The 23,749-nt window shown below is 60.1% G+C and carries 21 protein-coding genes; 8 read left to right on the top strand and 13 right to left on the bottom strand.

The window, feature by feature from the left end; genetic code table 11:
• The first annotated feature begins 9 nt into the window (after window positions 1–9).
• The 3 genes from AC1RQB_RS17795 to AC1RQB_RS17785 all read left to right on the top strand — a co-directional run bounded on the left by AC1RQB_RS17795 (window position 10) and on the right by AC1RQB_RS17785 (window position 2,850).
• Window positions 10–1,035, top strand: a complete 1,026-nt coding sequence (locus tag AC1RQB_RS17795) for a putative 2-aminoethylphosphonate ABC transporter substrate-binding protein (protein WP_007897808.1) — start codon at window positions 10–12, stop codon at window positions 1,033–1,035.
• A gap of 124 nt (window positions 1,036–1,159) precedes the next feature.
• A complete protein-coding gene (locus tag AC1RQB_RS17790) occupies window positions 1,160–2,293 on the top strand; it encodes a TIGR03364 family FAD-dependent oxidoreductase (protein ID WP_063342230.1) in 1,134 nt (377 codons plus the stop codon).
• Complete coding sequence (locus AC1RQB_RS17785; protein ID WP_063342231.1) at window positions 2,293–2,850, top strand: phosphonate degradation HD-domain oxygenase; 558 nt, start codon at window positions 2,293–2,295, stop codon at window positions 2,848–2,850. The genes AC1RQB_RS17790 and AC1RQB_RS17785 overlap by 1 nt, the downstream gene beginning before the upstream one ends.
• Before the next feature lie 147 nt (window positions 2,851–2,997).
• Here the strand turns inward: AC1RQB_RS17785 and AC1RQB_RS17780 are convergent, their stop codons facing one another.
• Together AC1RQB_RS17780 and AC1RQB_RS17775 are read right to left on the bottom strand one after the other, a co-directional pair.
• Window positions 2,998–4,374, bottom strand: a complete 1,377-nt coding sequence (locus AC1RQB_RS17780) for a GTPase/DUF3482 domain-containing protein (RefSeq protein WP_063342232.1) — start codon at window positions 4,372–4,374, stop codon at window positions 2,998–3,000.
• Window positions 4,367–5,746: a DUF2868 domain-containing protein gene (locus AC1RQB_RS17775; RefSeq protein WP_063342233.1), complete on the bottom strand. Its 1,380-nt coding sequence runs from the start codon at window positions 5,744–5,746 to the stop codon at window positions 4,367–4,369. The genes AC1RQB_RS17780 and AC1RQB_RS17775 overlap by 8 nt, the downstream gene beginning before the upstream one ends.
• An 85-nt stretch (window positions 5,747–5,831) precedes the next feature.
• Here AC1RQB_RS17775 and AC1RQB_RS17770 point away from each other — a divergent pair, with 85 nt between their 5' ends.
• Window positions 5,832–6,344 carry a dihydrofolate reductase gene (locus AC1RQB_RS17770; protein WP_063342234.1) on the top strand — a complete coding sequence of 171 codons (513 nt, stop codon included), beginning with the start codon at window positions 5,832–5,834 and terminating at the stop codon, window positions 6,342–6,344.
• 110 nt (window positions 6,345–6,454) lie between these two features.
• On the opposite strand, the gene AC1RQB_RS17765 is transcribed toward AC1RQB_RS17770, so the two are convergent.
• Window positions 6,455–7,846, bottom strand: coding sequence for an L-cystine transporter (locus tag AC1RQB_RS17765; RefSeq protein WP_063342235.1), 1,392 nt, complete (start codon window positions 7,844–7,846; stop codon window positions 6,455–6,457).
• Between the two features lie 238 nt (window positions 7,847–8,084).
• Between AC1RQB_RS17765 and AC1RQB_RS17760 the strand changes: the two genes are divergently transcribed.
• Window positions 8,085–9,146 (top strand): HAD family hydrolase, encoded by a 1,062-nt coding sequence (locus AC1RQB_RS17760; protein WP_063342236.1) that lies wholly within the window; start codon window positions 8,085–8,087, stop codon window positions 9,144–9,146.
• A 281-nt stretch (window positions 9,147–9,427) separates the two neighbouring features.
• Here AC1RQB_RS17760 and ilvD read toward each other — a convergent pair whose 3' ends face one another.
• The 5 genes from ilvD to AC1RQB_RS17735 form a co-directional block, all read right to left on the bottom strand.
• Window positions 9,428–11,269 (bottom strand): dihydroxy-acid dehydratase, encoded by a 1,842-nt coding sequence (ilvD, locus tag AC1RQB_RS17755; protein WP_063342237.1) that lies wholly within the window; start codon window positions 11,267–11,269, stop codon window positions 9,428–9,430.
• A 258-nt stretch (window positions 11,270–11,527) separates the two neighbouring features.
• Entirely contained in the window at window positions 11,528–12,748 is a 1,221-nt protein-coding gene (locus tag AC1RQB_RS17750) for an MFS transporter (protein ID WP_063342238.1), read from the bottom strand.
• On the bottom strand, window positions 12,741–13,718 hold the full coding sequence (locus tag AC1RQB_RS17745; RefSeq protein ID WP_063342239.1) for a diiron oxygenase: 978 nt from the start codon (window positions 13,716–13,718) through the stop codon (window positions 12,741–12,743). Before AC1RQB_RS17745 ends, AC1RQB_RS17750 begins: the two co-directional genes overlap by 8 nt.
• Complete coding sequence (locus tag AC1RQB_RS17740) at window positions 13,715–14,794, bottom strand: SagB family peptide dehydrogenase (protein WP_063342240.1); 1,080 nt, start codon at window positions 14,792–14,794, stop codon at window positions 13,715–13,717. Before AC1RQB_RS17740 ends, AC1RQB_RS17745 begins: the two co-directional genes overlap by 4 nt.
• Before the next feature lie 437 nt (window positions 14,795–15,231).
• The gene (locus tag AC1RQB_RS17735) at window positions 15,232–16,428 is read right to left on the bottom strand and encodes a class I SAM-dependent rRNA methyltransferase (RefSeq protein WP_063342241.1); all 1,197 of its coding nucleotides are present in this window, start codon (window positions 16,426–16,428) and stop codon (window positions 15,232–15,234) included.
• 385 nt (window positions 16,429–16,813) lie between these two features.
• On the opposite strand from AC1RQB_RS17735, the gene AC1RQB_RS17730 reads away from it, so the two are divergent.
• From AC1RQB_RS17730 to AC1RQB_RS17720, 3 genes are read left to right on the top strand one after another with little or no spacing between them, the layout of a single operon-like run.
• Window positions 16,814–17,626 (top strand): HDOD domain-containing protein, encoded by an 813-nt coding sequence (locus AC1RQB_RS17730; protein ID WP_198537230.1) that lies wholly within the window; start codon window positions 16,814–16,816, stop codon window positions 17,624–17,626.
• A gap of 30 nt (window positions 17,627–17,656) precedes the next feature.
• Window positions 17,657–18,469 carry a bifunctional DNA-formamidopyrimidine glycosylase/DNA-(apurinic or apyrimidinic site) lyase gene (gene mutM, locus AC1RQB_RS17725; protein WP_008068069.1) on the top strand — a complete coding sequence of 271 codons (813 nt, stop codon included), beginning with the start codon at window positions 17,657–17,659 and terminating at the stop codon, window positions 18,467–18,469.
• 54 nt (window positions 18,470–18,523) lie between these two features.
• The gene (locus AC1RQB_RS17720) at window positions 18,524–18,847 is read left to right on the top strand and encodes a hypothetical protein (RefSeq protein WP_008068070.1); all 324 of its coding nucleotides are present in this window, start codon (window positions 18,524–18,526) and stop codon (window positions 18,845–18,847) included.
• A gap of 114 nt (window positions 18,848–18,961) precedes the next feature.
• Here the strand turns inward: AC1RQB_RS17720 and AC1RQB_RS17715 are convergent, their stop codons facing one another.
• The 5 genes from AC1RQB_RS17715 to AC1RQB_RS17695 form a co-directional block, all read right to left on the bottom strand.
• Window positions 18,962–19,213: a YfhL family 4Fe-4S dicluster ferredoxin gene (locus AC1RQB_RS17715; RefSeq protein WP_003195146.1), complete on the bottom strand. Its 252-nt coding sequence runs from the start codon at window positions 19,211–19,213 to the stop codon at window positions 18,962–18,964.
• A gap of 148 nt (window positions 19,214–19,361) precedes the next feature.
• The gene (coaD, locus tag AC1RQB_RS17710) at window positions 19,362–19,841 is read right to left on the bottom strand and encodes a pantetheine-phosphate adenylyltransferase (RefSeq protein WP_007897855.1); all 480 of its coding nucleotides are present in this window, start codon (window positions 19,839–19,841) and stop codon (window positions 19,362–19,364) included.
• A 115-nt stretch (window positions 19,842–19,956) separates the two neighbouring features.
• Window positions 19,957–21,552 (bottom strand): GMC family oxidoreductase, encoded by a 1,596-nt coding sequence (locus tag AC1RQB_RS17705; protein WP_063342243.1) that lies wholly within the window; start codon window positions 21,550–21,552, stop codon window positions 19,957–19,959.
• 154 nt (window positions 21,553–21,706) lie between these two features.
• Window positions 21,707–22,252 (bottom strand): hypothetical protein, encoded by a 546-nt coding sequence (locus AC1RQB_RS17700; protein WP_063342244.1) that lies wholly within the window; start codon window positions 22,250–22,252, stop codon window positions 21,707–21,709.
• A 28-nt stretch (window positions 22,253–22,280) separates the two neighbouring features.
• A complete protein-coding gene (locus AC1RQB_RS17695) occupies window positions 22,281–23,711 on the bottom strand; it encodes a coniferyl aldehyde dehydrogenase (protein WP_063342245.1) in 1,431 nt (476 codons plus the stop codon).
• Between the last annotated feature and the right edge of the window lie 38 nt (window positions 23,712–23,749).

The raw sequence follows: 23,749 nt of genomic DNA, 5'->3' as shown, positions 1-23,749 counted from the left end.
GAAAAGATCATGTTCAAGCCTTTGGCCCTGGCCGCTGCTGTCCTCACCGCTTTCAGCCTGAACGCCTTTGCGGCGAAAACCGAGTTGACGGTGTACACCGCCCTCGAAGCCGAACAACTGAAGACCTACAAAGAGGCTTTCGAAAAGGCCAACCCGGACGTCGAGATCAAGTGGGTGCGCGATTCCACCGGCATCATCACCGCCAAACTCCTCGCCGAAAAAGCCCGCCCACAGGCTGATGCGGTGTGGGGCCTGGCGGCGTCGAGCCTGGCGATTCTCGATCAGCAAGGCATGCTGCAAAGCTACGCGCCGAAGGACCTGGGCAAGATCGGTGGTAACTATCGCGACGCGGCCAATCCGCCAGCCTGGGTCGGCATGGACGTCTGGGCGGCGACCATTTGCTTCAACACCGTCGAGGCCGAAAAACAGGGTTTGACCAAGCCCGTGAGCTGGCAGGACCTGACCAAGCCTGAATACAAAGGCAAGATCGTCATGCCCAACCCGGCCTCGTCCGGCACCGGTTTCCTCGACGTCAGCGCCTGGCTGCAAACCTTCGGCGAGAAGCAGGGCTGGCAGTACATGGACGACCTGCACCAGAACATCGGCCAGTACGTTCACTCCGGTTCCAAGCCGTGCAAGCTTGCGGCCGCTGGTGAATTCCCGATCGGCATTTCCTTTGAATACCCGGCCGTTCAGTTGAAACGCCAGGGTGCGCCGCTGGACATCATCCTGCCGAAAGAAGGCCTGGGCTGGGAGATCGAAGCCACCGCCGTGATCAAAGGCACACCGCACGAAGACGCGGCGAAGAAGCTGGCGGACTTCTCTGCAAGCCCGGCGGCAATGGAGCTTTATAAAGAGAACTTTGCCGTGCTCGCGCAACCGGGTATCGCCAAGCCGCAGACCGAACTGCCGGCGGATTATGAGCAGCGCCTGATCAAGAACGACTTTGCCTGGGCCTCGAAGAATCGTGACCAGATCCTCACCGAATGGCGCAAGCGTTATGACGGCAAGTCCGAGAAAGTGGCTGCCAAGTAAGCACCACCGATCGTTCCCACGCTCTGCGTGGGAATGCAGCAAAGGACGCTCCGCGTCCCCGTGACGCAGAGCGTCACGGGATTCATTCCCACGCGGAGCGTGGGAACGATCATTGGGGAACTCCATGACTCATCACAACGACATGCTGATCGTAGGCGCCGGCATTCTCGGCCTGTCCCACGCCTATGCCGCCGCCAGACGCGGTCTGAAAGTCACCGTTTTCGAACGCAGCGAAACGCCGCTCGGCGCTTCGGTGCGCAACTTCGGCCAGGCACTGGTCACCGGCCAGCCACCCGGCCCAATGCTTGAACTGGCCAAGGCCAGCCGCGACATCTGGGGGCAATGGGCACAACTGGCCGGCCTGCAACTCAAGCGCAACGGCTCGTACCTGTTCGCCCGCACCGAAGCGGAAGAACACCTGCTGGAAGCCTTCTGCGCCGGGCGCGCCATGCAGCACGGTTATCGCGTCGACCTGCTGCGTGGTGCGGCGTTGCGCGATTTATACGGCGGCCAGTTCAGCCATCACCGCGCTGCGTTGCACGGCATGGACGACCAGCAGTTGTATTCGCGCGAAGCGATTCCGTCGTTGATCGACTACCTGCGCCGCGAGTTTGGCGTCGAGTTCCACTTCTCTACGCTGGTGCGCGACATCGAGCCGGGGCGCTTGCACAGCACCGCCGGCACCTTCAGCGCCGAGCAGATCATCGTCTGCTCCGGCCACGATTATCAAACGCTGCTGGCTGAGCCGATTGCCGAACTGAATCCGCAAATCTGCCGCCTGCAAATGCTTCGCGCCCGCCCGCAGATCAACCTCAACCTGCAACACGCGCTGCTCACCGGTCTGAGTTGTGTGCATTACGGCGCCTTCGCCGATTTGCCGGAAGCCGCCGCGGTGCAGGAGCAGATTCTGCGCGAGGCACCGCATCTGCATGAAAACGGTATTCACCTGCTGATCAGTCCGACGCCTTATGGTGAGCTGATCATCGGTGACTCTCATCATTACGGCAGCGATCCATCACCGTTCAATGCCGAGCAGGTGGATGACTGGATGATTGAGCTGGCCGAGCAGACGTTGGGCGGTAAGGTGCAAGTGGTCGAACGCTGGCAGGGCGTCTATGGTTCACGCGGACCGGGGCCGTTCTCCTTTCTGCGGCCGATGCCAGGTGTGAGCGTGGCGCTGATGCACACCGGTGTCGGCATGAGTGTCGGGCCGGCGCTGGCCGAACGTAACGTTGCGACTTTATTGGGAGACAGTTGATGGGCCGCCATGAGCAAGTGATCGCCGAGGTGTTCGGTCTGTACGAGCGTTTTGGCGACAACGACTACATCGGCGAACCGGTGTCGCAGATCGAGCACATGTCTCAGGCGGCGGAACTGGCGATGGCCGAGGGGTTCGATGATGAAGTGGTGCTGGCGGCGTTCTTTCATGACATCGGGCATCTCTGTGATGAGGGTGCCGAGAGCATGGGTGGCTTTGGTGTGGTCAGCCACGAGCGATTGGGGGCGGATTACTTGCGTCGCGCCGGCTTCAGCGAACGCCTGGCGCGGTTGGTGGAGTACCACGTTCAGGCCAAGCGTTATCTGACGCTCAAAGAGCCCGGGTACTACGAGCGTTTGAGCGAAGCCAGTCGGCGGACGCTTGAGTATCAGGGCGGGGTGATGACGGCTGCCGAAGCTGAGGCGTTCGAGCAGGATCCGTTGTGTGCCGTCAGTTTGCGGATGCGTCAGTGGGATGAATTGGCCAAGGAGATGTGGGTGCCGGTGATGGATCTGGGCATCTTGAAGGCAAAGGCGTTGCGGCTGTTGGCTGAGTAAAGCTTCACAATCGAGTCGCGCCCATCGCGGGCAAGCCCGCTCCCACAAGGTCTCGGGTGATACAGATATTGCATGAACACCGAAGATTCCTGTGGGAGCGGGCTTGCCCGCGATGAGGCCAGAGCTGACACCGCAGATTGCGGGTCTTTAAAGTTGCTGCGCCAACACCTCAACCTGCTCTTGGCGCTCCCCCTGACTCAACTTCGAATGAGGATTGAGCGACGACCACTGCGGATGCGCCCGGGCCTTGTTCAGCGCTTCGGGCAGTTTGCCTTCGCGCCAGGTTTTGTCCTGCGGCGTGGCGACCTGAATGCTGTCCATCGCTGCGTGGCCACGGGAATTCAGCGCTTGTAGCAATTGCCGCTGACGCAGCGCCAACAGCCGTAGCACGCCGTCGTCGACGGTCAGTTCTCGCTGTCCTTTGATCTTGCCCAGCAGGCGGCTGCCGTAACTGCGGGCAGTTTGCAGGGCGCCGCCGGCAATCGCTCCGGCCAGTGCCGCGGCGCCGAGGGTCAGGCCGCCCACCAGCAGATCGACCCCGGCCCCGGCCGCCGCGCCAGCCGCGATGCCGCCGCCGACCCGCACACCGAGCTGCTTCAGGGTTTCCGGGTTGAACAGATCATCGCCCCAGCGGCCATCGAGCAGCGGCAAGTCACTGGCCGCCGCATCTTGCGGGCGGAAGGCATAGAGCTTGAGCAAGGCCTCGACGCAGCGTTGTTCGCGCTGACGCACTGCTTTGCGCAGTTCGCTGATCGCTTGCTGTTCCTGCTCCACCTCGCTGACCACACTGCGGCGGCAGGCGGCGCAATCGATCAATAAATCGGCAATCAGCCGCGCTGCACTCTGCTGACGGGCCAGGCGTTGGGCCTGCTGGTCGGCGATCAAACGCTCCAGTTGTTCGCGGGAGTTTTCCAGCAGCAGCGCCAGGCTTTCATAGAGTCGACGTTCGCCATCTTCCGGTGGCGCGACGCTGTCGAAACGCACCAACGCATGCAAGCCGAGACGCGCCAGGGCTTCGCGCCAATCAGGTTCGCGATGCTGGGCGCTGCTGACAAAATTCAGCACCGGCAGCAGCGGTTTGCCGCAACTGGCCAACACTTCCAGTTCGTCGCGGTACTTGGCCAGCACCGGCTCCCGGGCGTCGATCACATAGAGGCCGGCGTCCGAGGCGAGCAGTTGCCGCAGCACCTTGGCTTCCTGTTCGAAACGCTGTCGGGCTTCGCTGCTGTCCAGAAAACGCGCCAGTCGTGCCGGGCCGTCGAGACGTTCGCCGGGCCGTTCCAGACGCTCGAGGTAGTCGAGCAGGGCGATGGCGTCTTCCAGACCCGGCGTGTCGAACAGATCGAGTAACGGCTCGCCGTCTACCGACAAGCGCGCGCCTTCGACGTGACGTGTGGTGCTGGGACGATGGGACACTTCGCCGAAGCCGACGTCGCGCGTCAGCGTTCGCAGCAATGAGGTTTTGCCGACGTTGGTATGGCCGACCACGGCGAGCTTCAACGGCTGTTTCCAGGCATCAGTCATGACCCGTCTCCAGCCAGTTCAACGGCGCGCAATCGGCGAACGGCAGGTCCAATTGTTGTAGCGCAACATGCCAGTCGCCCAGGCGTTCGGCATCCAGCGCTTCGCCAGGCGGAGCTTGCAGCAACCACACACGGGTGGCGGTAGCGCTGCGAGACAGTTCGGCAATCAGCGCCAGACTGCCACGGTCCGGCGAGCGCCGTGGATCGCAGGCGATGGCCAGCCGGGCCGGGGGAAAACGACTCAACTGTTCGAGCAATTTGTGCCGGGATTCACGGCTGTCGAGTACGCCGGCGTTGTTGACGTTTTTCGGCAGTTGCGGCGGCCAGGGGCGTTGATCGTCCAGCTCGATGGCCACTAACAGCGCGCCATCGCTTTGCAGGTCGCTGGCAGTTTTTTCAACCCGATGAAGTTGTTCTGGCGCGGCGTCGCTGATGCCCAGGCGTTCGCTGGTGGGCATCAGCCGTTCGCGCAGTTGGGCGTAGCCGGGCAGGTTCAAATTCAGATGCAGGGCTGCTTGACCGGTTTTCCAGCGCCACAGGCAGAACAATGCGAGCAGCAATCGCGGCAAAACGCCGTACACAAGCAGCACCCCAACCAGCCACGCCGCCCAGGCCTGGCGGGCGCTTTCGATGTTCAGCGCGGCATCGCCGCTGGCGCGGATCATTTCCGCGCTGGGCACACTGAAACCGAGCAAGGCCGGCAGGGCGCCGAGGGCTTGGGTCATGGCGACGAAGGTGTCGCCGCCGAGAATGGTGGTTTCCCAGACGAAGCCGTAACGCCGGGTCGCCATCAGCGTCAGCACCATCACCAAAGCGCTGAGCATCGCCAGCAACCACAACCCGTTGACCAGCACACCCAGCGCCCAACGATTGAGTTTCTGCCGTTGCAGCAACAGCAGCAGGGCCGGCGCCAGTTGTGCGGCGTTGGCATCGCGGGCGAGTTTTTCACTGAGCCACAGCCATAAGCGTCCGAGGGCGGCGCCTTGTTCACCGGCGAACACCAGGCCCAAGGCCCAGCTCAGCAATAAAATCAGATTCAGCCCGAGCAGACTGCCCAACGCCCAGAACACATTGACCGGGGTCTGGCCATCGCCCAGCGCGGCAAACGCCAGGCCGGCGCCGCTGATCACGGCCAGAACGGCCAGCACGATCAGCGCCAGTCGCGCGCCTTGCAACCAATGTTTGAGGGCGCGAGTCTGTCCGTCGCGCTCGGCCAGCCACAGGGCACGGCGTTGAATGCGCGTCGGCAGGTCGCCGCCGGCGCTTCGGGCGATTCGATTGGCTTCCAGATCGTCCAGCGGGCCTGCGTGTTCTTCACGCAGACGTATGGTTTCACTCAGCCAGAGGTTTTGCAGGGGTGTCAGTTCAGTCACGCGGCTTCCCGTCGCTTAATTGAGCGGTGAGCATAACCGCTGTGACGCTTATCGGGGTAAGGGAGGCTCTGGTATCCTCGCCGACATGACTAAATCACTCCCCCTCAGCCTGATCGCAGCCCTCGGTGAAAACCGTGTGATCGGCGTCGACAACAGCATGCCCTGGCACTTGCCGGGGGACTTCAAATACTTCAAGGCTACCACCCTTGGCAAGCCGATCATCATGGGTCGCAAGACCTGGGATTCCCTCGGTCGTCCGCTGCCGGGGCGGTTGAACATCGTGGTCAGTCGTCAGGCGGATCTGCAGCTGGAAGGCGCGGAGGTTTATCCGTCGCTGGAGGCTGCCGTCGCTCGGGCGCAGCAATGGGCGCACGAGCAGGGCGTCGATGAGGTGATGCTGATTGGCGGGGCGCAGTTGTATGCGCAAGGGTTGGCACAGGCTGATCGGCTGTACCTGACCCGCGTGGCGCTGAGCCCGCAAGGGGATGCGTGGTTTCCGGAGTTTGATTTGAACCAGTGGAAACTGGTGTCGAATGTTCCGAATCCGGCGGAAGGCGACAAGCCGGCTTACAGCTTTGAGGTGTGGGAGCGCACGTAGATCGTTCCCACGCTCTGCGTGGGAATGCAGCCCGTGACGCTCCGCGTCACTGGACGCGGAGCGTCCCTTGAGGCATTCCCACGCGGGAGCGTGGGAACGATCCGTACGGGTTAAGCGTGAGCCAACTCCGAATGCTCATCCGCATCCAGCAGCTCTTTATCGGTCTGCTGCATCATCTGGCTGGTAATCGCACCCGCCGTGATCGAACCACTCACGTTCAACGCCGTACGACCCATATCAATCAACGGCTCAACCGAAATCAGCAACGCCACCAGTGATACCGGCAAACCCATGGCCGGCAGCACGATCAATGCGGCGAAGGTCGCGCCGCCACCAACCCCGGCCACACCGGCCGAACTCAGCGTCACAATCGCCACCAACGTCGCGATCCACAGCGGGTCCAGCGGGTTGATGCCCACGGTCGGCGCGACCATCACCGCCAGCATTGCCGGGTACAGACCGGCACAGCCGTTCTGGCCAATGGTCGCGCCGAACGAGGCGGCGAAACTGGCAATGGACTGTGGAATACCCAAGCGGCTGGTCTGGGCTTCGATGCTCAGCGGAATGGTGGCGGCGCTGGACCGGCTGGTGAAGGCAAACGTCAGCACCGGCCAGATCTTGCGGAAGAAGCGCAGCGGGTTGATCCCGGCCACCGACACCAGCACGCCATGCACCACAAACATCAAGCCCAGGCCGATGTAGGACACCACTACAAAACTGCCGAGCTTGATGATGTCTTGCAGGTTGGAGCCGGCGACCACTTTGGTCATCAGCGCCAATACGCCGTACGGGGTCAGCTTCATCACCAGACGCACCAAGCGCATCACCCAGGCTTGCAGGGTGTCGATGGCGTTGATCACTTTCTGACCTTTCTCGACATCATCCTTGAGCAGTTGCAGTGCGGCGACCCCAAGAAATGCCGCGAAGATCACCACGCTGATGATCGATGTCGGCTTGGCGCGAGCCAAATCGGCGAACGGGTTCTGTGGGATGAACGACAGCAGTAGCTGTGGCACGTTCAGGTCGGCAACCTTGCCCGCGTAATCGCTCTGAATGGTTTGCAGGCGAGCCATTTCCTGGGTGCCGGCGACCAGGCCTTCGGCGGTGAGGCCGAACAGGTTGGTCAGGCCGATGCCGATCAGCGCCGCGATGGCGGTGGTGAACAGCAGCGTGCCGATGGTCAGGAAACTGATTTTGCCCAGCGACGAAGCGTTGTGCAGGCGCGCCACGGCGCTGAGGATCGAGGCGAACACCAGTGGGATCACGATCATTTGCAGCAACTGCACGTAACCGTTGCCCACCAGATCGAACCAACTGATCGAGGCTTTCAATACCGGGTTGCCCGCACCATAAGTTGTGTGCAGAGCGACACCAAATGCCACGCCCAGTACCAGCGCGAGCAGAACCTTTTTGGCCAGGCTCCACGTGGTATGACGGGTTTGTGCCAGGCCAAAGAGCAAGGCGAGGAACACCAGCAGATTGAGGATCAGCGGCAGATTCATAGAAGCTCCATAGACTTGTGCCAGCCACCTTCGTGTGTGACTGCGAACCGGCAAGCCTAACAGCTTGATATGTAATGATTTAATATCAAAAACAGCGGTTGACTGTCGTTTTTGGAATAAGCCGATGCCGCTGTGAGGAATGCAGTTGGCGGAATCAGGATGCAAGCGGTCGCGGGCAGGCGGGGACTGTCATACGGATTTGTTAGCGTCGATATCTTTAAATCAGGGAGAAACGCAGATGAAGCTCGCACCGAAATTTCTGGCTGCCGCACTGAGTTTGGGACTGGGCCTTGCCGGCCAGGTCTTCGCCACAGATTTGAAGCATTGGCCAGCCGATCAGGCCAAGGCGCTGGACGCGATGATCGCGGCCAATGCCAACAAAGGTAACTTTGCGGTGTTCGACATGGACAACACCAGTTACCGCTACGACCTTGAAGAATCGTTGCTTCCGTTCATGGAAAACAAGGGCCTGATCACTCGCGAGAGCCTTGATCCCTCCCTGAAACTGATGCCGTTCAAGGACACCGCCGACCACAAGGAAAGCCTGTTCAGCTACTACTATCGCCTCTGCGAATTAGACGACATGGTTTGCTATCCATGGGTCGCCCAAGTGTTTTCCGGCTTCACCCTTCAGGAACTCAAGACCAACGTCGACGAGCTGATGGCGTCAGGCAAACCGGTGCCTGGCACCTATTACGATGGCGACGTTGTCAAGACCATCGATGTCAATCCACCGAAAATCTTCACCGGTCAGAAAGAGCTCTACACCAAGCTGATGGAGAACGGCATCGAGGTCTACGTGATGACCGCCGCCTCCGAAGAACTGGTGCGCATGGTCGCCTCCGATCCGAAGTACGGCTACAACGTCAAACCGCAGAACGTGATCGGCGTGAGCCTGTTGCTCAAGGACCGCAAGACCGGCGAGTTGACCACCGCGCGCAAGCAGGTCACCGCGGGCAAGTATGACGAGAAGGCCAACCTGGGCCTCGAGCTGACGCCATACCTGTGGACTCCAGCAACCTGGATGGCCGGCAAACAGGCGGCGATTCTGACCTACATCGATGAATGGAAAAAACCGGTCCTGGTGGGCGGCGATACCCCGACCAGCGATGGCTACATGCTGTTCCACAGCGTCGACGTGTCCAAGGGCGGTATCCATTTGTGGGTCAACCGCAAAGACAAATACATGACCCAGATTAACGGCATGATGGCCAAAAACGCAGCAGCCCAGGCGAAAGAAGGGTTGGCGGTGACGGCGGACAAGAACTGGGTGATCGTCAAGCCTGAAGAGATTCAGTAGGACCGGGTTGCGCCCATCGCGGGCAAGCCTCGCTCCCACAGGAGCTGTGGTGATAAGTAGATTGTATGAACACCGAAGATCCCTGTGGGAGCGGGCTTGCCCGCGATGGGGCCATAACATTCACCATTGATCGTTCCCACGCTCTGCGTGGGAATGCAGCCCGTGACGCTCCGCGTCACTGGACGCAGAGCGTCCCTTGAGGCATTCCCACGCGGGAGCGTGGGAACGATCAAAAAATGCCCCGCACTTGGCGGGGCATTTTTTTGTTCGACGGTTAAGTATTACAACCCGTCGAGCATCGCCTTGTTACGTACCGCACCCTTGTCGGCGCTGGTGGCCAACAGGGCATAGGCTTTGAGCGCCGTGGTCACTTTACGTGGACGCACTTCCACCGGTTTCCAGCCTTTCTTGTCCTGCTCGGCACGGCGGGCGGCCATTTCTTCATCGCTGATCAACAGGTTGATCGAGCGGTTCGGAATGTCGATCAGCACCTTGTCGCCATCCTGCACCAGACCAATCGCGCCGCCGGCAGCGGCTTCTGGCGATGCGTGGCCGATGGACAGGCCCGAAGTGCCGCCAGAGAAGCGGCCGTCGGTGAGCAGGGCGCAGGCTTTGCCCAGGCCTTTGGATTTCAGGTAAGACGTCGGGTACAGCATTTCCTGCATGCCCGGGCCGCCTTTCGGGCCTTCGTAACGAATGATCACAATGTCGCCGGCCTTCACTTCGTCGGCGAGGATGCCGCGTACGGCGCTGTCCTGGCTTTCGAAGATCTTCGCGTTGCCTTCGAAGACGTGGATCGACTCGTCGACGCCGGCGGTTTTCACCACGCAGCCGTCCAGAGCGATGTTGCCGTACAGAACGGCCAGGCCGCCTTCTTTCGAGTAAGCGTGTTCGACACTGCGAATGCAGCCGTTTTCACGGTCGTCGTCCAGGGTTTCCCAACGGGTCGACTGGCTGAACGCGGTTTGCGTCGGGATGCCCGCCGGGCCGGCCTTGAAGAAGTGATGCACGGCTTCGTCGGTGGTCTGGGTGATGTCCCACTTGGCGATGCCTTCAGCCATGCTCTTGCTGTGCACGGTCGGCAGGTCGGTGTGCAACAGACCGCCACGGGCCAGGGAGCCGAGGATGCTGAAGATCCCGCCGGCACGGTGCACGTCTTCCATGTGGTACTTCTGGATGTTCGGCGCGACCTTGCACAGTTGCGGTACATGGCGGGAGAGACGGTCGATGTCGCGCAGGTCGAAATCGATCTCGGCTTCCTGGGCCGCGGCCAGCAAGTGCAGGATGGTGTTGGTGGAACCGCCCATGGCGATATCCAGGGTCATGGCGTTTTCGAACGCCTTGAAGTTGGCGATGTTGCGTGGCAACACCGACTCATCGTTCTCGCCATAGTAACGCTTGCACAGCTCGACGATGGTGCGGCCGGCCTGCAGGAACAGCTGTTCGCGGTCGCTGTGGGTGGCCAGTGTCGAACCGTTGCCCGGCAATGCCAGGCCCAGGGCTTCAACCAGGCAGTTCATCGAGTTGGCGGTGAACATGCCGGAGCACGAACCGCAGGTCGGGCAGGCGCTACGCTCGTACTCGGCGACTTTCTCGTCGGAGGCGCTGGAGTCGGCGGCGATCACCATGGCATCGACCAGGTCGAGACCGTGGCTGGCCAGTTTGGTCTTGCCGGCTTCCATCGGGCCACCGGACACGAAGATCACAGGGATGTTCAGGCGCAAGGAGGCCATCAGCATGCCGGGGGTGATCTTGTCGCAGTTGGAAATGCAGACGATGGCATCGGCGCAGTGAGCGTTGACCATGTATTCGACGGAGTCGGCAATGATCTCGCGGCTCGGCAGCGAATAGAGCATGCCGTCGTGGCCCATGGCGATGCCGTCGTCCACGGCGATGGTGTTGAATTCTTTGGCGACGCCCCCGGCCCGTTCGATTTCGCGAGCGACCAGTTGCCCCAGGTCCTTGAGGTGCACATGGCCCGGTACGAACTGGGTAAAGGAGTTGGCAATGGCGATGATCGGCTTCTTGAAGTCGTCATCTTTCATCCCCGTGGCGCGCCACAGTGCGCGGGCACCGGCCATGTTGCGGCCGTGGGTGGATGTTTTCGAGCGGTAATCAGGCATGAAGCACTCCGGGCGGCTAATCAGGTATCAAAAGGGGAAGTGAGCTTCTATTGACGTCTGGAACACTCAGAAATGGCCGTGTGTCCGGAAGTTGCCGATAACTTTGCGGGATCGCCGCGCGCTTCAGCTTGAGCTCATAAACCCGCCGGGGGATGAATGGCGATGAATCTCGCGATTCTACACCGCTGGCGTCAGGAGGGAATGCCGGAAAACGTTGATCCAGCGCCGATGAAGCGTGTGGGGTGACGATCGGCGGGGTTATTCGACGCTTGGACTGGCTCTTGGGCTTTTGGCTCGTTGATTGATACGACTGTTGAGCGCCAGCGCCATGCTGCTCAGGATGACGAAGCTGTATCCAAGGGTGGATTGCAGGTTGGCCGGCCCCAAGCTGATGAGCGCACTGATCAACCCGCCGCAAATGAAAATCACCGTGCTGCCGGCCGACGCCGAGGTTCCCGCACTTTCAGGGAACAGGCTCATGGCTTTTGAGGTGGCGGCCGGTCGGGCAATGGTGGTGCCGGCGGTGCAGATGAGCATCGGTACCAGGACGGTGACCGATGACAGTGCAACGTGGTTTGAAAGGTAAAGCATGATGAGGCCGGACAGCAGGATCAGGCTCAGCCCGCTGATGATCTGATGACGGGGACTGATGCGTTTGCCCAGCACAATCGCAGCCATGCCGCCGACGATGTAGGCGCCGCCGTATACCAGCAGGATCAGCGAGTAGTCATAGGCCGATAACTGGAGTTGCTCCATGAAGATCAGCGGCGAAATAACGATGAATGAGAAATGGCAGGCGAAAGCAAAGCCTGAAATCAACCAGTAGGGCAGGAAGTCGGCATCACGCAGGACCCCACTGTAGGACTGGAGGATATTCGGCCGCGCGCGGGTTGCTGCCGGGCGGGTATTGTCGAGAAACAGCCAGGCTTTGAGCAGTACCACGCCGGCCAGTGCGGTAAACACCCAGAAGCTGCCCTGCCAGCCCAGCGTGGCTTGCAGGAATGTACCGGCCAACGGCGAGACCGAGATGAAAATGCCGGTGGCGGTGACCATCAGGATCCGCAACCGGTCACGTTCCTCACCCTCGAACAGATCCTGAATCAGTGCTTGTGACAGCACGAAACACCCGCAGCCGAGCGCCTGAATGACACGCAGCAGCAGGAAATGGACATAGTCCGTGGTCAGCACGCAGCCCACCGCCCCCAGCATCGAAACGGTGATTCCGGCGAGCAACAACCTTTTGCGTCCGATCACATCCGACAGCGGCCCGATCAGCAGTTGAGAAGCTGCTATACCGCCGGCAAACAGACTGATCGACAGCGCAATGTCGGCGGGCGTGCTGCGAAAGTGTTCGGTAAGTGCAGGGAACGAGGGAAGCAGGACGTCCAGCGGGAATACGCCAAGCAGCACCATCGCCAACAACAGGCTGACTGCCCCCCGACGCTGTCTGGCGGTTGCCGCAGAATGTCCTTCATTCATCGATAAGTCCTGCCTTCATGAACAGCTGCTGGTTGTATGGCTGGGCGAAGAATCCGGCTTTTTTCAAAGCATCAAGCGTCGCGCCACTGCCGGATCGTGCACGCTGAAGGGTGGCTTGGCGGCTAGTCAGTTCTCCGAGAATCTGTGTGACGGCGGTCTCGTCGATACCCGCGCTGCGCAGGCTTTCCCGCATCCATCGCTCATCGGCTTCGAAGAAAATCCGGACGATGTTCAGCAGCAGCCTGCTGGCGAACGTGCGTTGACGGCTGCTCAGGGTCAACCACAGGTAATGGAACACTTCAGAGAAATAGCGGCTGTGAAGCGCCTCGTCCGAGAGATGGTCCCTGAGCATTGCCTGAACGCTGGACACCAGGTCGTCACGGCAGATGTCGAGCAGATCCTTGGCAATGATCGTCTCCGACACGAACCCGACGAGAAACCAGGCCAGTGCCCTGTTTTTTTCAGGTGTGCGGTCGAGCAAGGTGTTCAACCGCGTGATGCGGTGAGGCATGACCGGGCGCGGACTGATCCCGTAAACCCCGGCAACCTGCTCGGCAAGGCTGTTGGAGAACAGTGCGTGATAACCCTCGTCGGTATAAAGCTGAAGTGCGGCGGTCTTCATCCGCGGGGGGACGCAGGCCCTCAGTTCACCGTGGATGATGGTTTCCACGGATCGGTTGACGATGCGGTGTTCGAGCAAGGTGGTGTAGTCGAGGAAATACACCAGATGATTGGCCGACAGCCGATGGATGACGGTTTGGCCCAGCGCTTCGATAGCCGGGTGCTTCAGGTACGCGAGGAAGGCCGGAGGAAACCAGTGGCGTGTTTCCAATTGTTGTTCCAGGTCTGGCGGCAATAGATAGTCGTGCTCGCTGGTTCGCACCGACGCGCGGGTATTCCAGTCACCGAGGGTGAAACGCCGCGCCCAGGAAAGGGGGCGATCTACCGGCGCAATGATGGGGGCGGTCATTGTTGCGGCTCCCGACTGCTCAGCAGATCCTTCAATTCCTTGCACATCACTTGTCCGTCGCTGTGGCCACAGCCAACAAAAAACAAGGGTTGTTCTGGATTGTTCTCAAGCCCCAGCAATGTTTCGACCTGATTGTCCGTCAGAGCTCCTGTCAGCCATGTGTTCAGCCCCAGTGCAGTGGCCACCAGTTGAAAGGTCTGGGAAATATGCCCCGCCTCCACGAAGGCCATTCGGTAGGCTCGTGAGTGTTCATATTTCCACCACAACTTGTCGAAGCGAGCGGTAATGAACAGACCCACCGGCAGGTTATTGATGAAATGTTGGCCACACAGCAACTGCCCCAGGGGCGAGTCAGGTGTCGGGTTGATGAAGCTCAGTGCATGGTCGACGGGGTGATAGGCGTAGAGCCCGGGTTTCAGGCCGCTGACGTTTTGTACATGAAGAAAGCCTTCGCAGGCATTCAGCCCGCCGCCGGACGGGCTGCTGCGTCGGGCACCGAGACCTTCGACAATGGTTTCGTCGACGTCATTTTCGCGTTCATGCAAGTAGCCCAGGGACAGGTAAAGCAGTGTGCCGACATCTTCTAGCGAAACCGCTTCATCCGTGAAGGTGCGGCAGGTTTTTCGGCCGGTCAGGACGTTGGCAAGGGAGTTCTCCGGCAGGCAGGAGGGTTTTGGCAGGGCAATCAGCTCGCGCGCTTGGTGTTCTTTGAGCCTGGTGCCCGGCGCGGCTGCGGCCAGTACTTCGGTGCAATGGTCCAGATAGTGCCTCGACCATTCATGAATGTTCTGAGGGACATGTTCGCAGGGAATGTTCTTGGTGCCGATATGGAATATCTTCGACAGTTCATCCCAGCCCCATTCAATAGTGTCTTGTTTTGAATGGGTCAATATTCCTGAGTTCAGAAGTTGAGTGTCTACTCTGTTGCTGTCGTCATACAGTTTGGGGTCATTGATAAGTTGTACAAGCCGGGTTGAGTATTCCAGGTTAAGTTCAAATTGTTTATGGTTTTTGTAATCCCAGACTATTTGGCCGGGCGTACGAGGAAGTATGAACAAGTATGGGTTTATCTGCATGATGGACGGTTCGCTCTGGACATAGCTATAGAAAACGCTGGGTAGCCGGCACTCCCCAGCGTTTCATTTACTTAGCGGGTTTTTGGCGCAACCAGAAAAGCCAGGTTAGCGATTTTGTTTGTTTCCAGAGTAATTGCTTTCATGTTTTTGACTCCTTGTCATTGATAGTGAGTGTCACTTCGCGGTGACAACTCAATCATAGGCTGTAATGAGCCCTTATCAAGGGGATATTAAGTAGGAAGATTCTAGTAATTTTGTCGGAGCGATCTGGCGGCAGGGGCAAGTTTGTAAGTTATATTCTTTTAAATAAAGGATGCAGGGAAACGTCCTGCAAGTCAGTAGGACTGCAAGAGTAAGAAACAGAGGCTGAAGAGTGGATGGTGTGGCGTTGAAACGGCTGACGGAGAGCCTGTTGGCTCCCCGTCAAACCAGCGTACTCAGCTGTTTGGCAGCAGACGGCAGGTGATGCTCTTGATGTAGCGAGTCTCGGCAATCGCTGGGTGTACCGGGTGATCCGGGCCCTGACCACCGCGCTCCAGCATCTGGATGTTGCGGTCCAGGTGACGGGCGCTGGTCAGCAGGATGTTCTGCAGATCGTCTTCCGGCAGGTGCATCGAGCACGAAGCGCTGACCAGGATGCCGTCCTTGCTAAGCAGGCGCATGGCTTGCTCATTCAGGCGACGGTAGGCGCCTTCACCGTTTTTCATGTCTTTCTTGCGTTTGATGAAGGCAGGAGGGTCGGCCACGATGACGTCGAAACGCTCTTCGCTGGCTTTCAGTTCCTTCAGGGCTTCGAACACGTCGCCTTCGATGCAGGTCATTTTTTCGGCGACGCCGTTCAGTGCGGCATTGCGCTCGACGCCGTCGAGGGCGAAGGCCGAAGCATCGACGCAGAACACTTCACTGGCGCCGAAGGCAGCCGCTTGAACGCCCCAGCCGCCGATGTAGCTGTACAGGTCGAGTACGCGCTTGCCTTTGGCATAAGGGGCCAGACGCGCACGGTTCATGCGGTGGTCGTAGAACCAGCCGGTTTTCTGTCCCTGGATGACTGGCGCTTCGAATTTCACGCCGTTCTCTTCCAGCGCGACCCACTCCGGTACCAGGCCGAATACGGTTTCGACGTAGCGGTTGAGGCCTTCGGCATCACGGGCAGCGGAGTCGTTCTTGAACAGAATGCCGCTTGGCTTGAGCACTTGGGTCAGTGCCGCGATCACGTCGTCTTTGTGAGCTTCCATGGTCGCCGAGGCGATCTGGACGACCAGGATGTCGCCGAAACGGTCGACCACCAGGCCTGGCAGCAGGTCGGAGTCGCCGTAGACCAGGCGATAGAACGGCTTGTCGAACAGGCGATCGCGCAGGGACAGGGCAACGTTCAGGCGATGCACCAGCAGCGACTTGTCGAGCGGCAACTTGATGTCGCGCGACAGCAGACGGGCGCAGATCAGGTTGTTCGGGCTCATGGCAACGATGCCCAGCGGCTTGCCGCTGGCGGCTTCGAGGGTCGCCTGGTCGCCGGCCTTGAAACCGTGCAAAGGCGTAGCGGCTACATCGATTTCGTTGCTGTAGACCCACAGGTGGCCGTTTCGCAGACGACGGTCGGCGTTGGCTTTGAGGCGCAGGCTAGGCAGGGACATGACGTCGCTCCGGAAAAAAGAGCGGGAGTATAGCGTGTTGAGATCCCGGATAGGCCGGCGAGTGGACATGTGGCGAGGGAGCTTGCTCCCGCTGGATGGCGAAGCCGTCCCATAAGCGGTAGTTGCAGTGCACTCGGGCAAACCGCATTCGCTGGATTTGCGACTGCTTCGCAGCCGGACGGGAGCAAGCTCCCTCGCCACAGGAGGTTGCTTTGTACCCGGGAGAGGGCCTGAGCATTTGCTGATGAAACTTCAAGCGATGTGCCGGCCAAAGGTGTCGGATCCATCTTTTTAAGGGTTAGAATCCCCGCCTGACCCGGAGTGTGTACTTATGTCCCAAGAGTTGACGACCGAACAGATTCAACAGTCCTTGCAAGGCATCAGTGTGCCGCCCCAGCCGCAGATCATGGTGGATCTGCAGATGGAGCAGTACATGCCCGACCCGGATCTGGAAGTGATCGCGAAGCTGATCTCCCAGGACCCAGGCCTGTCCGGCGCCTTGCTGAAAATCGTCAATTCGCCGTACTACGGCTTGAGTAACAAGATCACCGCGATCCAGCGGGCAGTGAATCTGTTGGGCAGCCGCTCGATCATCAACCTGATCAATGCGCAGTCGATCAAGGGCGAGCTGAACGATGATGCCATCGTTACACTCAACCGTTTCTGGGATACGGCGCAGGACGTGGCGATGACGTGCCTGACCCTGGCCAAGCGTGTCGGTGTCCAGGCCGGTGATGAAGCCTATGCGCTGGGTCTGTTCCACGATTGCGGCATCCCGTTGATGATCAAGAAATTCCCCGACTACATGAAAGTGCTGGAACAGGCCTATGCCAATGCCAGTGCCGAATGCCGGGTGGTGGATACCGAGAACAAAAAATACAACACCAACCACGCCGTGGTCGGGTATTACACCGCCAAGTCCTGGCGCCTGCCGGAACATGTCACCCAGGCCATTGCCAACCATCACAACGCCCTGGCCATTTTCAGCGATGAATCGTCACGCAACACGCCGCTGAAAAACTTGCTGGCGATCCTGAAGATGGCCGAACACATTTGCGCCTCCTTCCGGGTACTGGGCAACCAGTCCGAAGACCACGAATGGAACAGTGTCGGGCCTCTTGTGCTCGATTACATCGGCCTATCGGAATACGATTTCGAAACCCAGAAACAAGAGATTCGCGACCTCGCCACGCGTTGAGTGTCGAACCTCGCCTGATTCGAGAGCCCCATGCCTGAACTGCCGGAAGTCGAAACCACCCGCCGCGGGATTGCACCGCACCTGGAGGGCCAGCGCGTCAGCCGGGTGATCGTGCGTGAGCGCCGTCTGCGCTGGCCGATCCCCGAAGACCTGGATGTGCGGCTGTCCGGTCAGCGCATCGTGCTGGTGGAACGGCGCGCCAAGTACCTGCTGATCAACGCCGAAGTCGGCACGCTGATCAGTCATTTGGGGATGTCGGGGAATCTGCGGCTGGTGGAAGTCGGCCTGCCGGCGGCCAAGCATGAGCATGTGGATATTGAACTGGAATCGGGCCTGGCCCTGCGCTACACCGACCCGCGACGGTTTGGCGCGATGCTCTGGAGCCTGGATCCGCTGAACCATGAACTGCTGATTCGCCTCGGGCCGGAGCCGTTGACCGATCTATTTGACGGCGAGCGGCTGTTCCAGCAATCCCGCGGGCGTTCCATGGCGGTAAAACCGTTCATCATGGACAACGCAGTGGTGGTCGGAGTCGGCAATATCTACGCGACCGAAGCTTTGTTTGCCGCCGGCATCGACCCGCGCCGTGAAGCCAAGAGCATTTCCCGGGCGCGCTATTTGAAGCTGGCGATCGAGATCAAGCGCATCCTTGCCCTCGCCATTGAGCGCGGGGGCACCACATTGCGGGACTTTATCGGCGGCGACGGTCAACCGGGTTATTTCCAGCAGGAACTATTCGTGTACGGCCGTGGTGGTGAACACTGCAAGGTCTGTGGCACAGGGCTGCGGGAAGTCAAGCTTGGGCAGCGCGCCAGCGTCTTTTGTCCGCGTTGCCAGAGCTGATACCGGCTACGGTCTATAGTCAGTGTTCTCACTGCCTAGCCGAAGGACCGTGCCATGAATCCGTTTCGAACCCTTGTTGTTGCGCTGCTGCTGAGCGTCGGCGCGTCCGCGCTGGCGGCTGAGAACGGCAGCGGCGATCCGCGCTACACCATCCAGAACCCACCGGCCTACGCCATGCTTGGCGACTTGCTGATTGCTCGACCTTTGTTGGTGGCGGCGACGGTTATCGGTGCCGGGGCATTTGTGCTGTCGTTGCCGTTTACCGCACTGGGCGGCGGCATTGGCGATGCGGGACAGGCGTTGGTGGTCGATCCGGCGAAAGCCGCATTTGTGCGGTGCCTGGGGTGTATCGGGGAGGGGTTTGAGCAGCGGGAGTGACTTCTAAGAGCTTCGCGGGCAAGCCTCGCTCCTACAGAGTGCCATCGGTGGGACGACGCGGACCTGTAGGAGCGAGGCTTGCCCGCGAAGGCGCCCTGACAGGCGCCGGATGACTCAAGCCTTACCGGTAATCTTGCGGTACTTCTCCATCAACTGTTCTTCAGTCTCCGGATGAGCCTCGTCCAGCGGGATGCAATCCACCGGGCAGACCTGCTGGCACTGCGGCTCGTCGTAGTGGCCGACACATTGTGTGCACAGGTTCGGGTCGATCACGTAGATCTCTTCGCCCTGGGAAATGGCGGCGTTCGGGCACTCGGGTTCGCAGACGTCGCAGTTGATGCAATCGTCGGTGATGATCAGGGACATGCTAACTCCAGCCAGGGCAGCAGGCCCGGGCGCAATAAATCAATGCGCACAATTGTGCCGCATTGGCGCCCGCAGTGCACGCGGGCGCGATCAAGTGCAGCGTTCGAAGATTGCGGTAGCCGTAAAAGATCGCAGCCTTCGGCAGCTCCTACTTTTTAAAGCGTAGGGTGAGGGCGTCGGCCACCGCCGGGTGGACGAACTTGGTGATATCGCCGCCCAGGGCTGCGATTTCACGAACCAGCGTCGAGGAAATGAACGAATAACGCTCGGACGGCGTAAGAAACAGGCTTTCCACATCCGGTGCCAGTTGGCGGTTCATGTTGGCCAGCTGGAATTCGTATTCGAAGTCCGATACCGCGCGCAAACCACGCAGGAATACGTTGGCGTTCTTCTCTTTGGCGAAGTGCGCGAGCAGCGTCGAGAAACCGACGACTTCAACGTTCGGCAGATGTTTAGTGACCTCGCGGGCCAGCTCCACACGTTGTTCCAGGGGGAACAGCGGGTTTTTTTTCGGGCTGGCGGCGACGGCGATGATCACGTGATCGAACAGGCGCGAGGCGCGTTCGACCAGATCGCCATGGCCCTTGGTAATAGGGTCGAAGGTACCTGGGTACAACACTCGGTTCATCGCGTCGTCCTGGCGGGAGTCCGTTGGGGAGTCGGATGGTATCGCAGCCTTCCCGGTCGGCCAAGTCGCCTGTTGGGTAAGAAAGCACTATAGACGATGGGAATATTCCGCGTTTTCATGGGTTTTTCAAACGTTCAGCCAGCGAAGTCGCCAATTGTGCCGTCAGTCCGTAGACCGACAATTGGGGATTTGCCCCAATGCTGGTGGGGAAAAGCGAGCCATCATGAATCGACAGATTGGCGAGTTGGTGATGTTGGCCGAGGCTGTCGGTCACGGCATTTTTCGGGTCTTCACCCATGGCACAACCGCCCATCACATGGGCACTGCCCAGGCGCGTGCGATACAACTCAAGGCTCAGATCATCAATCAGCGTGCGCGCTTGAGCGAGGGTTTTCACGTAACGAGCGTCGGCGTGCATCGGCATCACGGCGTTGGCGCCACCGGCGAACTGGATCTCGGCCATGCTGTGGAAAGCCCGGCGCAACCCGTCCCAGGCGTAGGGTGAAACCTGATAGTCGAGCACCGGTGTGCCGTCACCGCGCAATTCAACACTGCCGCCAGGGCTGTCCGGGTGAAAACCATCCCGCAGCAACGCCAGCATGGCGTGGGTGTGCGGCAGGTTTTCCATATGCCGGGCGCTTTGCGTGCCAAAACCACCGAGTAACGTGCTGGCCAGCGCCGGATGCAGCGGTGGAACTTCAAGTTTGTAGGACATCTTGCCAGTGGTGCCATCTTGCCACTGGAAATGGTCGGAATAGATCGACTGCGGCGCGCCGTAAAACGGGTTGATCACCTCATCAAACAGCCCGGCGGACATGTTTACCAGGTGCAGGAAAGTCCGTTTGCCCAGCCGCTCGTGAGGATCCGGCGCCTCTGAGCGCAACAGCAGCGCCGGGCTGTTGATCCCGCCGCCGGCCAGTACGTAATGCCGCGCCTTGACCGTAATCGTGCGTCCGGTGGGCGCAACGCAACGCTCATCCATCGCCACACATTGCAGCCCCGTAACCCTGCCGTCTTTGATCGACAGCTTTTCTGCCCGGGCCAGATAGAGCAGCTCGCCACCTTTTTCCAGGGTCGCCGGGATGGTCGTGACCAGCATCGATTGCTTGGCGTTGGTCGGGCAACCCATGCCGCAGTAGCCGATGTTCCAGCAACCGCGCACGTTGCGCGGAATCACATGCCAGGCGTAGCCGAGTTTTTCGCAGCCTTTGCGGATGACGTCATTGTTGGCGTTGGGCGGCACCATCCAAGGGGCGACACCCAGGCGTTGTTCCATTTTCTCGAACCAGGGCGCCATCTCGGCCGGCGTGTGGCCTTTGACGTCGTGCTCTTTGGCCCAGTGTTCCAGCGTCGGGTCCGGGGTGCGAAAGCTTGAGGTCCAGTTGATCAGCGTGGTGCCGCCCACCGCCCGCCCCTGGAGGATGGTAATTGCGCCATCCTTGCTCATGCGCCCGATGCCTTCCTGATAGAGGCTGGTGTAGGCCTGGTCTTCGAGCATCTTGAAGTCGCTGCTGGTCTTGAGCGGGCCTTCTTCGATCAGCAATACCTTGTAGCCGGCGGTGCTGAGGATTTCGGCGGTGGTCCCGCCGCCGGCACCGCTGCCGATGATTGCCACGTCCGCTTCGAGGGTCAGGTCCTGGGTCAGGCGGGCGCCGTTGTAGGTTTTCCAGCCACGGGCCAGGCCTTCGCGGAACGGATCGGGTTCGGGCATGTTCGGGTTCTCTTATTATTTTGGATTCTGTGGTGAGGCGGCTGACGTCTTCGCGGGCAAGCCACGCTCCCACAGGGTTTGAGTCGTTCACAAAAGGGTGGGCGACCTCAAACCTGTGGGAGCGTGGCTTGCCCGCGATAGGGTCGCCACGATTTCAAACCGTAGGCGGCCCGGGATACCCGCAATGCGCCCACGACTCCGCCCGGCTGTACCACGCCATCATCACCATTTGCAGCAACGAGCTGTGGCCCATGCGCAGCAGGCTCAACGAGCTGTTTTCCCAACGGTCGAGAAAGTGCCGGATCTGTTCGCTGCTGGCGTTTTCCCAGCTACCCCAGATTCCGGTCAGTGGCCCGCGAGTCACGGCCATCCCCAACACATCGAACAATTGTCGGGTCAGTTTGAGCATTTCCGGCGACAGGTGATTCAGGCCGTTATCCAGGCAGTGCAAGGTCTCGGCGACGGCGGCCGGCATTTTTTCGATGGTCACGGCGCCATCGAGCATCACTGGAATCACTGCCCGCAGAAACAGCAGGTCGCCGCTGCGCAGAATCGCGAAACCGATGGCCGGCGTATTCGACGAGCAGCCGCTGAGGCTCGCGCCTAATCCGGCCGTGGCTAGAAAAGCGCTGGCGCCGAGGCTGAATTTAAGCAGGCCGCGCCGTGACAGCGCGGGTGTGTCGGACAGGCTTGGGCTCATTATTGTTATTACCCGGCGGTGATGATCGTTAGCGGATAAACAGCTTCTGGATCAGTTTCTGAATGGATTTACCGTACGGCGGATAGATCAGTTTCGCCGCATTGAAGCGCTGTTTGATCAGCACGCCTTTGGCCTTGCTGAAGGTCAGGAAGCCCTCGTGGCCGTGGTAGTGGCCCATGCCCGAGGCACCGATGCCGCCAAACGGCATGTCGTCCTGAGCAACGTGCAGCAAGGTGTCATTGAGGCAAACACCGCCGGAATGGGTTTCGTGGAGGACGCGGTTTTGCTCGCGCTTGTCGTAGCCGAAGTAATACAGCGCCAGCGGGCGAGGGCGTTGGTTGATGTAGGCAAACGCTTCATCGAGATCCTTGTATGGCACGATTGGCAGCAACGGGCCGAAGATTTCGTCCTGCATCACTGTCATGTCGTCGCTGACATTGAGCAACAGGCTCTGGCTCATGCGCCGGCCCTGGCCCTGATCGAACAGCGGAATCAGCAGCGCGCCCTTGCTGGTGGCGTCGCTGAGGTAGCCATTGAGCCGCGCCAACTGCCGGTCGTTGATGATGGCGGTGTAGTCCGGGTTGTCGGCCAGCGTCGGATAAAACCCGCGAACCGCCTGGCGATAGGCTTCGACGAAAGAGCCGACGCGGTCTTCCGGCACCAGCACGTAGTCCGGGGCGACACAGGTTTGCCCGGCGTTGAGGGTCTTGCCGAAAGCGATGCGTTCGGCGGCGTCCTTGAGCGGCACATCGCGGGAAACGATGGCCGGGGACTTGCCGCCCAGTTCGAGGGTCACCGGCGTCAGATTCTCGGCCGCCGCGCGCATCACGTGTTTGCCGACGCTGGTGGCGCCGGTGAACAATAAATGATCAAAACGCAGCCGCGAGAACGCCACACCGATATCGGCCTCACCCAGCACCACGCAGACCAGGTCCTGGGGAAAAATTCGACCCAGCAATTCCTTGAGCAGCAAACCGGTGGCGGGGGTCGATTCGCTGAGTTTGAGCATCACCCGGTTGCCTGCCGATAGCGCACCCACCAGCGGCCCGATGGCCAGGTAAAGCGGGTAGTTCCACGGCACGATCACCCCAACCACGCCTAACGGCTGATAAACGACCTTGGCTGACGCCGGTTGAAAGGCGAGGCCGACTTTGCGTCGCGAGGTTTTCATCCAGTCTTTGAGGTGCCGGCTGGCGTAGTGAATGCCGTGCAGGCTGGGCATCAGTTCGGCGAGCAGGGTTTCATCGGCGCTGCGGTGGCTGAAATCCTGGCTGATCGCATTGATCAGGGCCTGGCGCTCATTGCTCAGCAGGTCCTTCAACGCCTTTAGCCATTGCTGGCGCTGAGCTGCGGGTGGCATCGGGTTGGCGGCATACGCCGCGCGCTGAGCGTCGAACAGGGCTTGGAGTTCGTCCAGAGGCTGCTGCAGGTTCTTCAGGTAGGCAATGTCTGCAGGCATGGTCGGCTCCGGATTTATTGTAATGAGGGACTTTCTAG

This window comes from Pseudomonas sp. GW822-FHT02E03 (assembly GCF_058802325.1).
This window is presented reverse-complemented; position numbering and strand designations above follow the sequence as displayed.

What these genes read in the sequence shown, in the direction of transcription:
- AC1RQB_RS17785 (WP_063342231.1), top strand. Translation starts at nt 2,293, where the DNA reads ATGGGCCGCCATGAGCAAGTGATCGCCGAGGTGTTCGGTCTGTACGAG.
- AC1RQB_RS17750 (WP_063342238.1), bottom strand. Translation starts at nt 12,748, where the DNA reads ATGAATGAAGGACATTCTGCGGCAACCGCCAGACAGCGTCGGGGGGCA.
- AC1RQB_RS17765 (WP_063342235.1), bottom strand. Translation starts at nt 7,846, where the DNA reads ATGAATCTGCCGCTGATCCTCAATCTGCTGGTGTTCCTCGCCTTGCTC.
- coaD (WP_007897855.1), bottom strand. Translation starts at nt 19,841, where the DNA reads ATGAACCGAGTGTTGTACCCAGGTACCTTCGACCCTATTACCAAGGGC.
- AC1RQB_RS17695 (WP_063342245.1), bottom strand. Translation starts at nt 23,711, where the DNA reads ATGCCTGCAGACATTGCCTACCTGAAGAACCTGCAGCAGCCTCTGGAC.
- AC1RQB_RS17770 (WP_063342234.1), top strand. Translation starts at nt 5,832, where the DNA reads ATGACTAAATCACTCCCCCTCAGCCTGATCGCAGCCCTCGGTGAAAAC.
- AC1RQB_RS17715 (WP_003195146.1), bottom strand. Translation starts at nt 19,213, where the DNA reads ATGTCCCTGATCATCACCGACGATTGCATCAACTGCGACGTCTGCGAA.
- ilvD (WP_063342237.1), bottom strand. Translation starts at nt 11,269, where the DNA reads ATGCCTGATTACCGCTCGAAAACATCCACCCACGGCCGCAACATGGCC.
- AC1RQB_RS17780 (WP_063342232.1), bottom strand. Translation starts at nt 4,374, where the DNA reads ATGACTGATGCCTGGAAACAGCCGTTGAAGCTCGCCGTGGTCGGCCAT.
- AC1RQB_RS17700 (WP_063342244.1), bottom strand. Translation starts at nt 22,252, where the DNA reads ATGAGCCCAAGCCTGTCCGACACACCCGCGCTGTCACGGCGCGGCCTG.
- AC1RQB_RS17795 (WP_007897808.1), top strand. Translation starts at nt 10, where the DNA reads ATGTTCAAGCCTTTGGCCCTGGCCGCTGCTGTCCTCACCGCTTTCAGC.
- AC1RQB_RS17735 (WP_063342241.1), bottom strand. Translation starts at nt 16,428, where the DNA reads ATGTCCCTGCCTAGCCTGCGCCTCAAAGCCAACGCCGACCGTCGTCTG.
- AC1RQB_RS17705 (WP_063342243.1), bottom strand. Translation starts at nt 21,552, where the DNA reads ATGCCCGAACCCGATCCGTTCCGCGAAGGCCTGGCCCGTGGCTGGAAA.
- AC1RQB_RS17760 (WP_063342236.1), top strand. Translation starts at nt 8,085, where the DNA reads ATGAAGCTCGCACCGAAATTTCTGGCTGCCGCACTGAGTTTGGGACTG.
- mutM (WP_008068069.1), top strand. Translation starts at nt 17,657, where the DNA reads ATGCCTGAACTGCCGGAAGTCGAAACCACCCGCCGCGGGATTGCACCG.
- AC1RQB_RS17790 (WP_063342230.1), top strand. Translation starts at nt 1,160, where the DNA reads ATGACTCATCACAACGACATGCTGATCGTAGGCGCCGGCATTCTCGGC.
- AC1RQB_RS17740 (WP_063342240.1), bottom strand. Translation starts at nt 14,794, where the DNA reads ATGCAGATAAACCCATACTTGTTCATACTTCCTCGTACGCCCGGCCAA.
- AC1RQB_RS17745 (WP_063342239.1), bottom strand. Translation starts at nt 13,718, where the DNA reads ATGACCGCCCCCATCATTGCGCCGGTAGATCGCCCCCTTTCCTGGGCG.
- AC1RQB_RS17720 (WP_008068070.1), top strand. Translation starts at nt 18,524, where the DNA reads ATGAATCCGTTTCGAACCCTTGTTGTTGCGCTGCTGCTGAGCGTCGGC.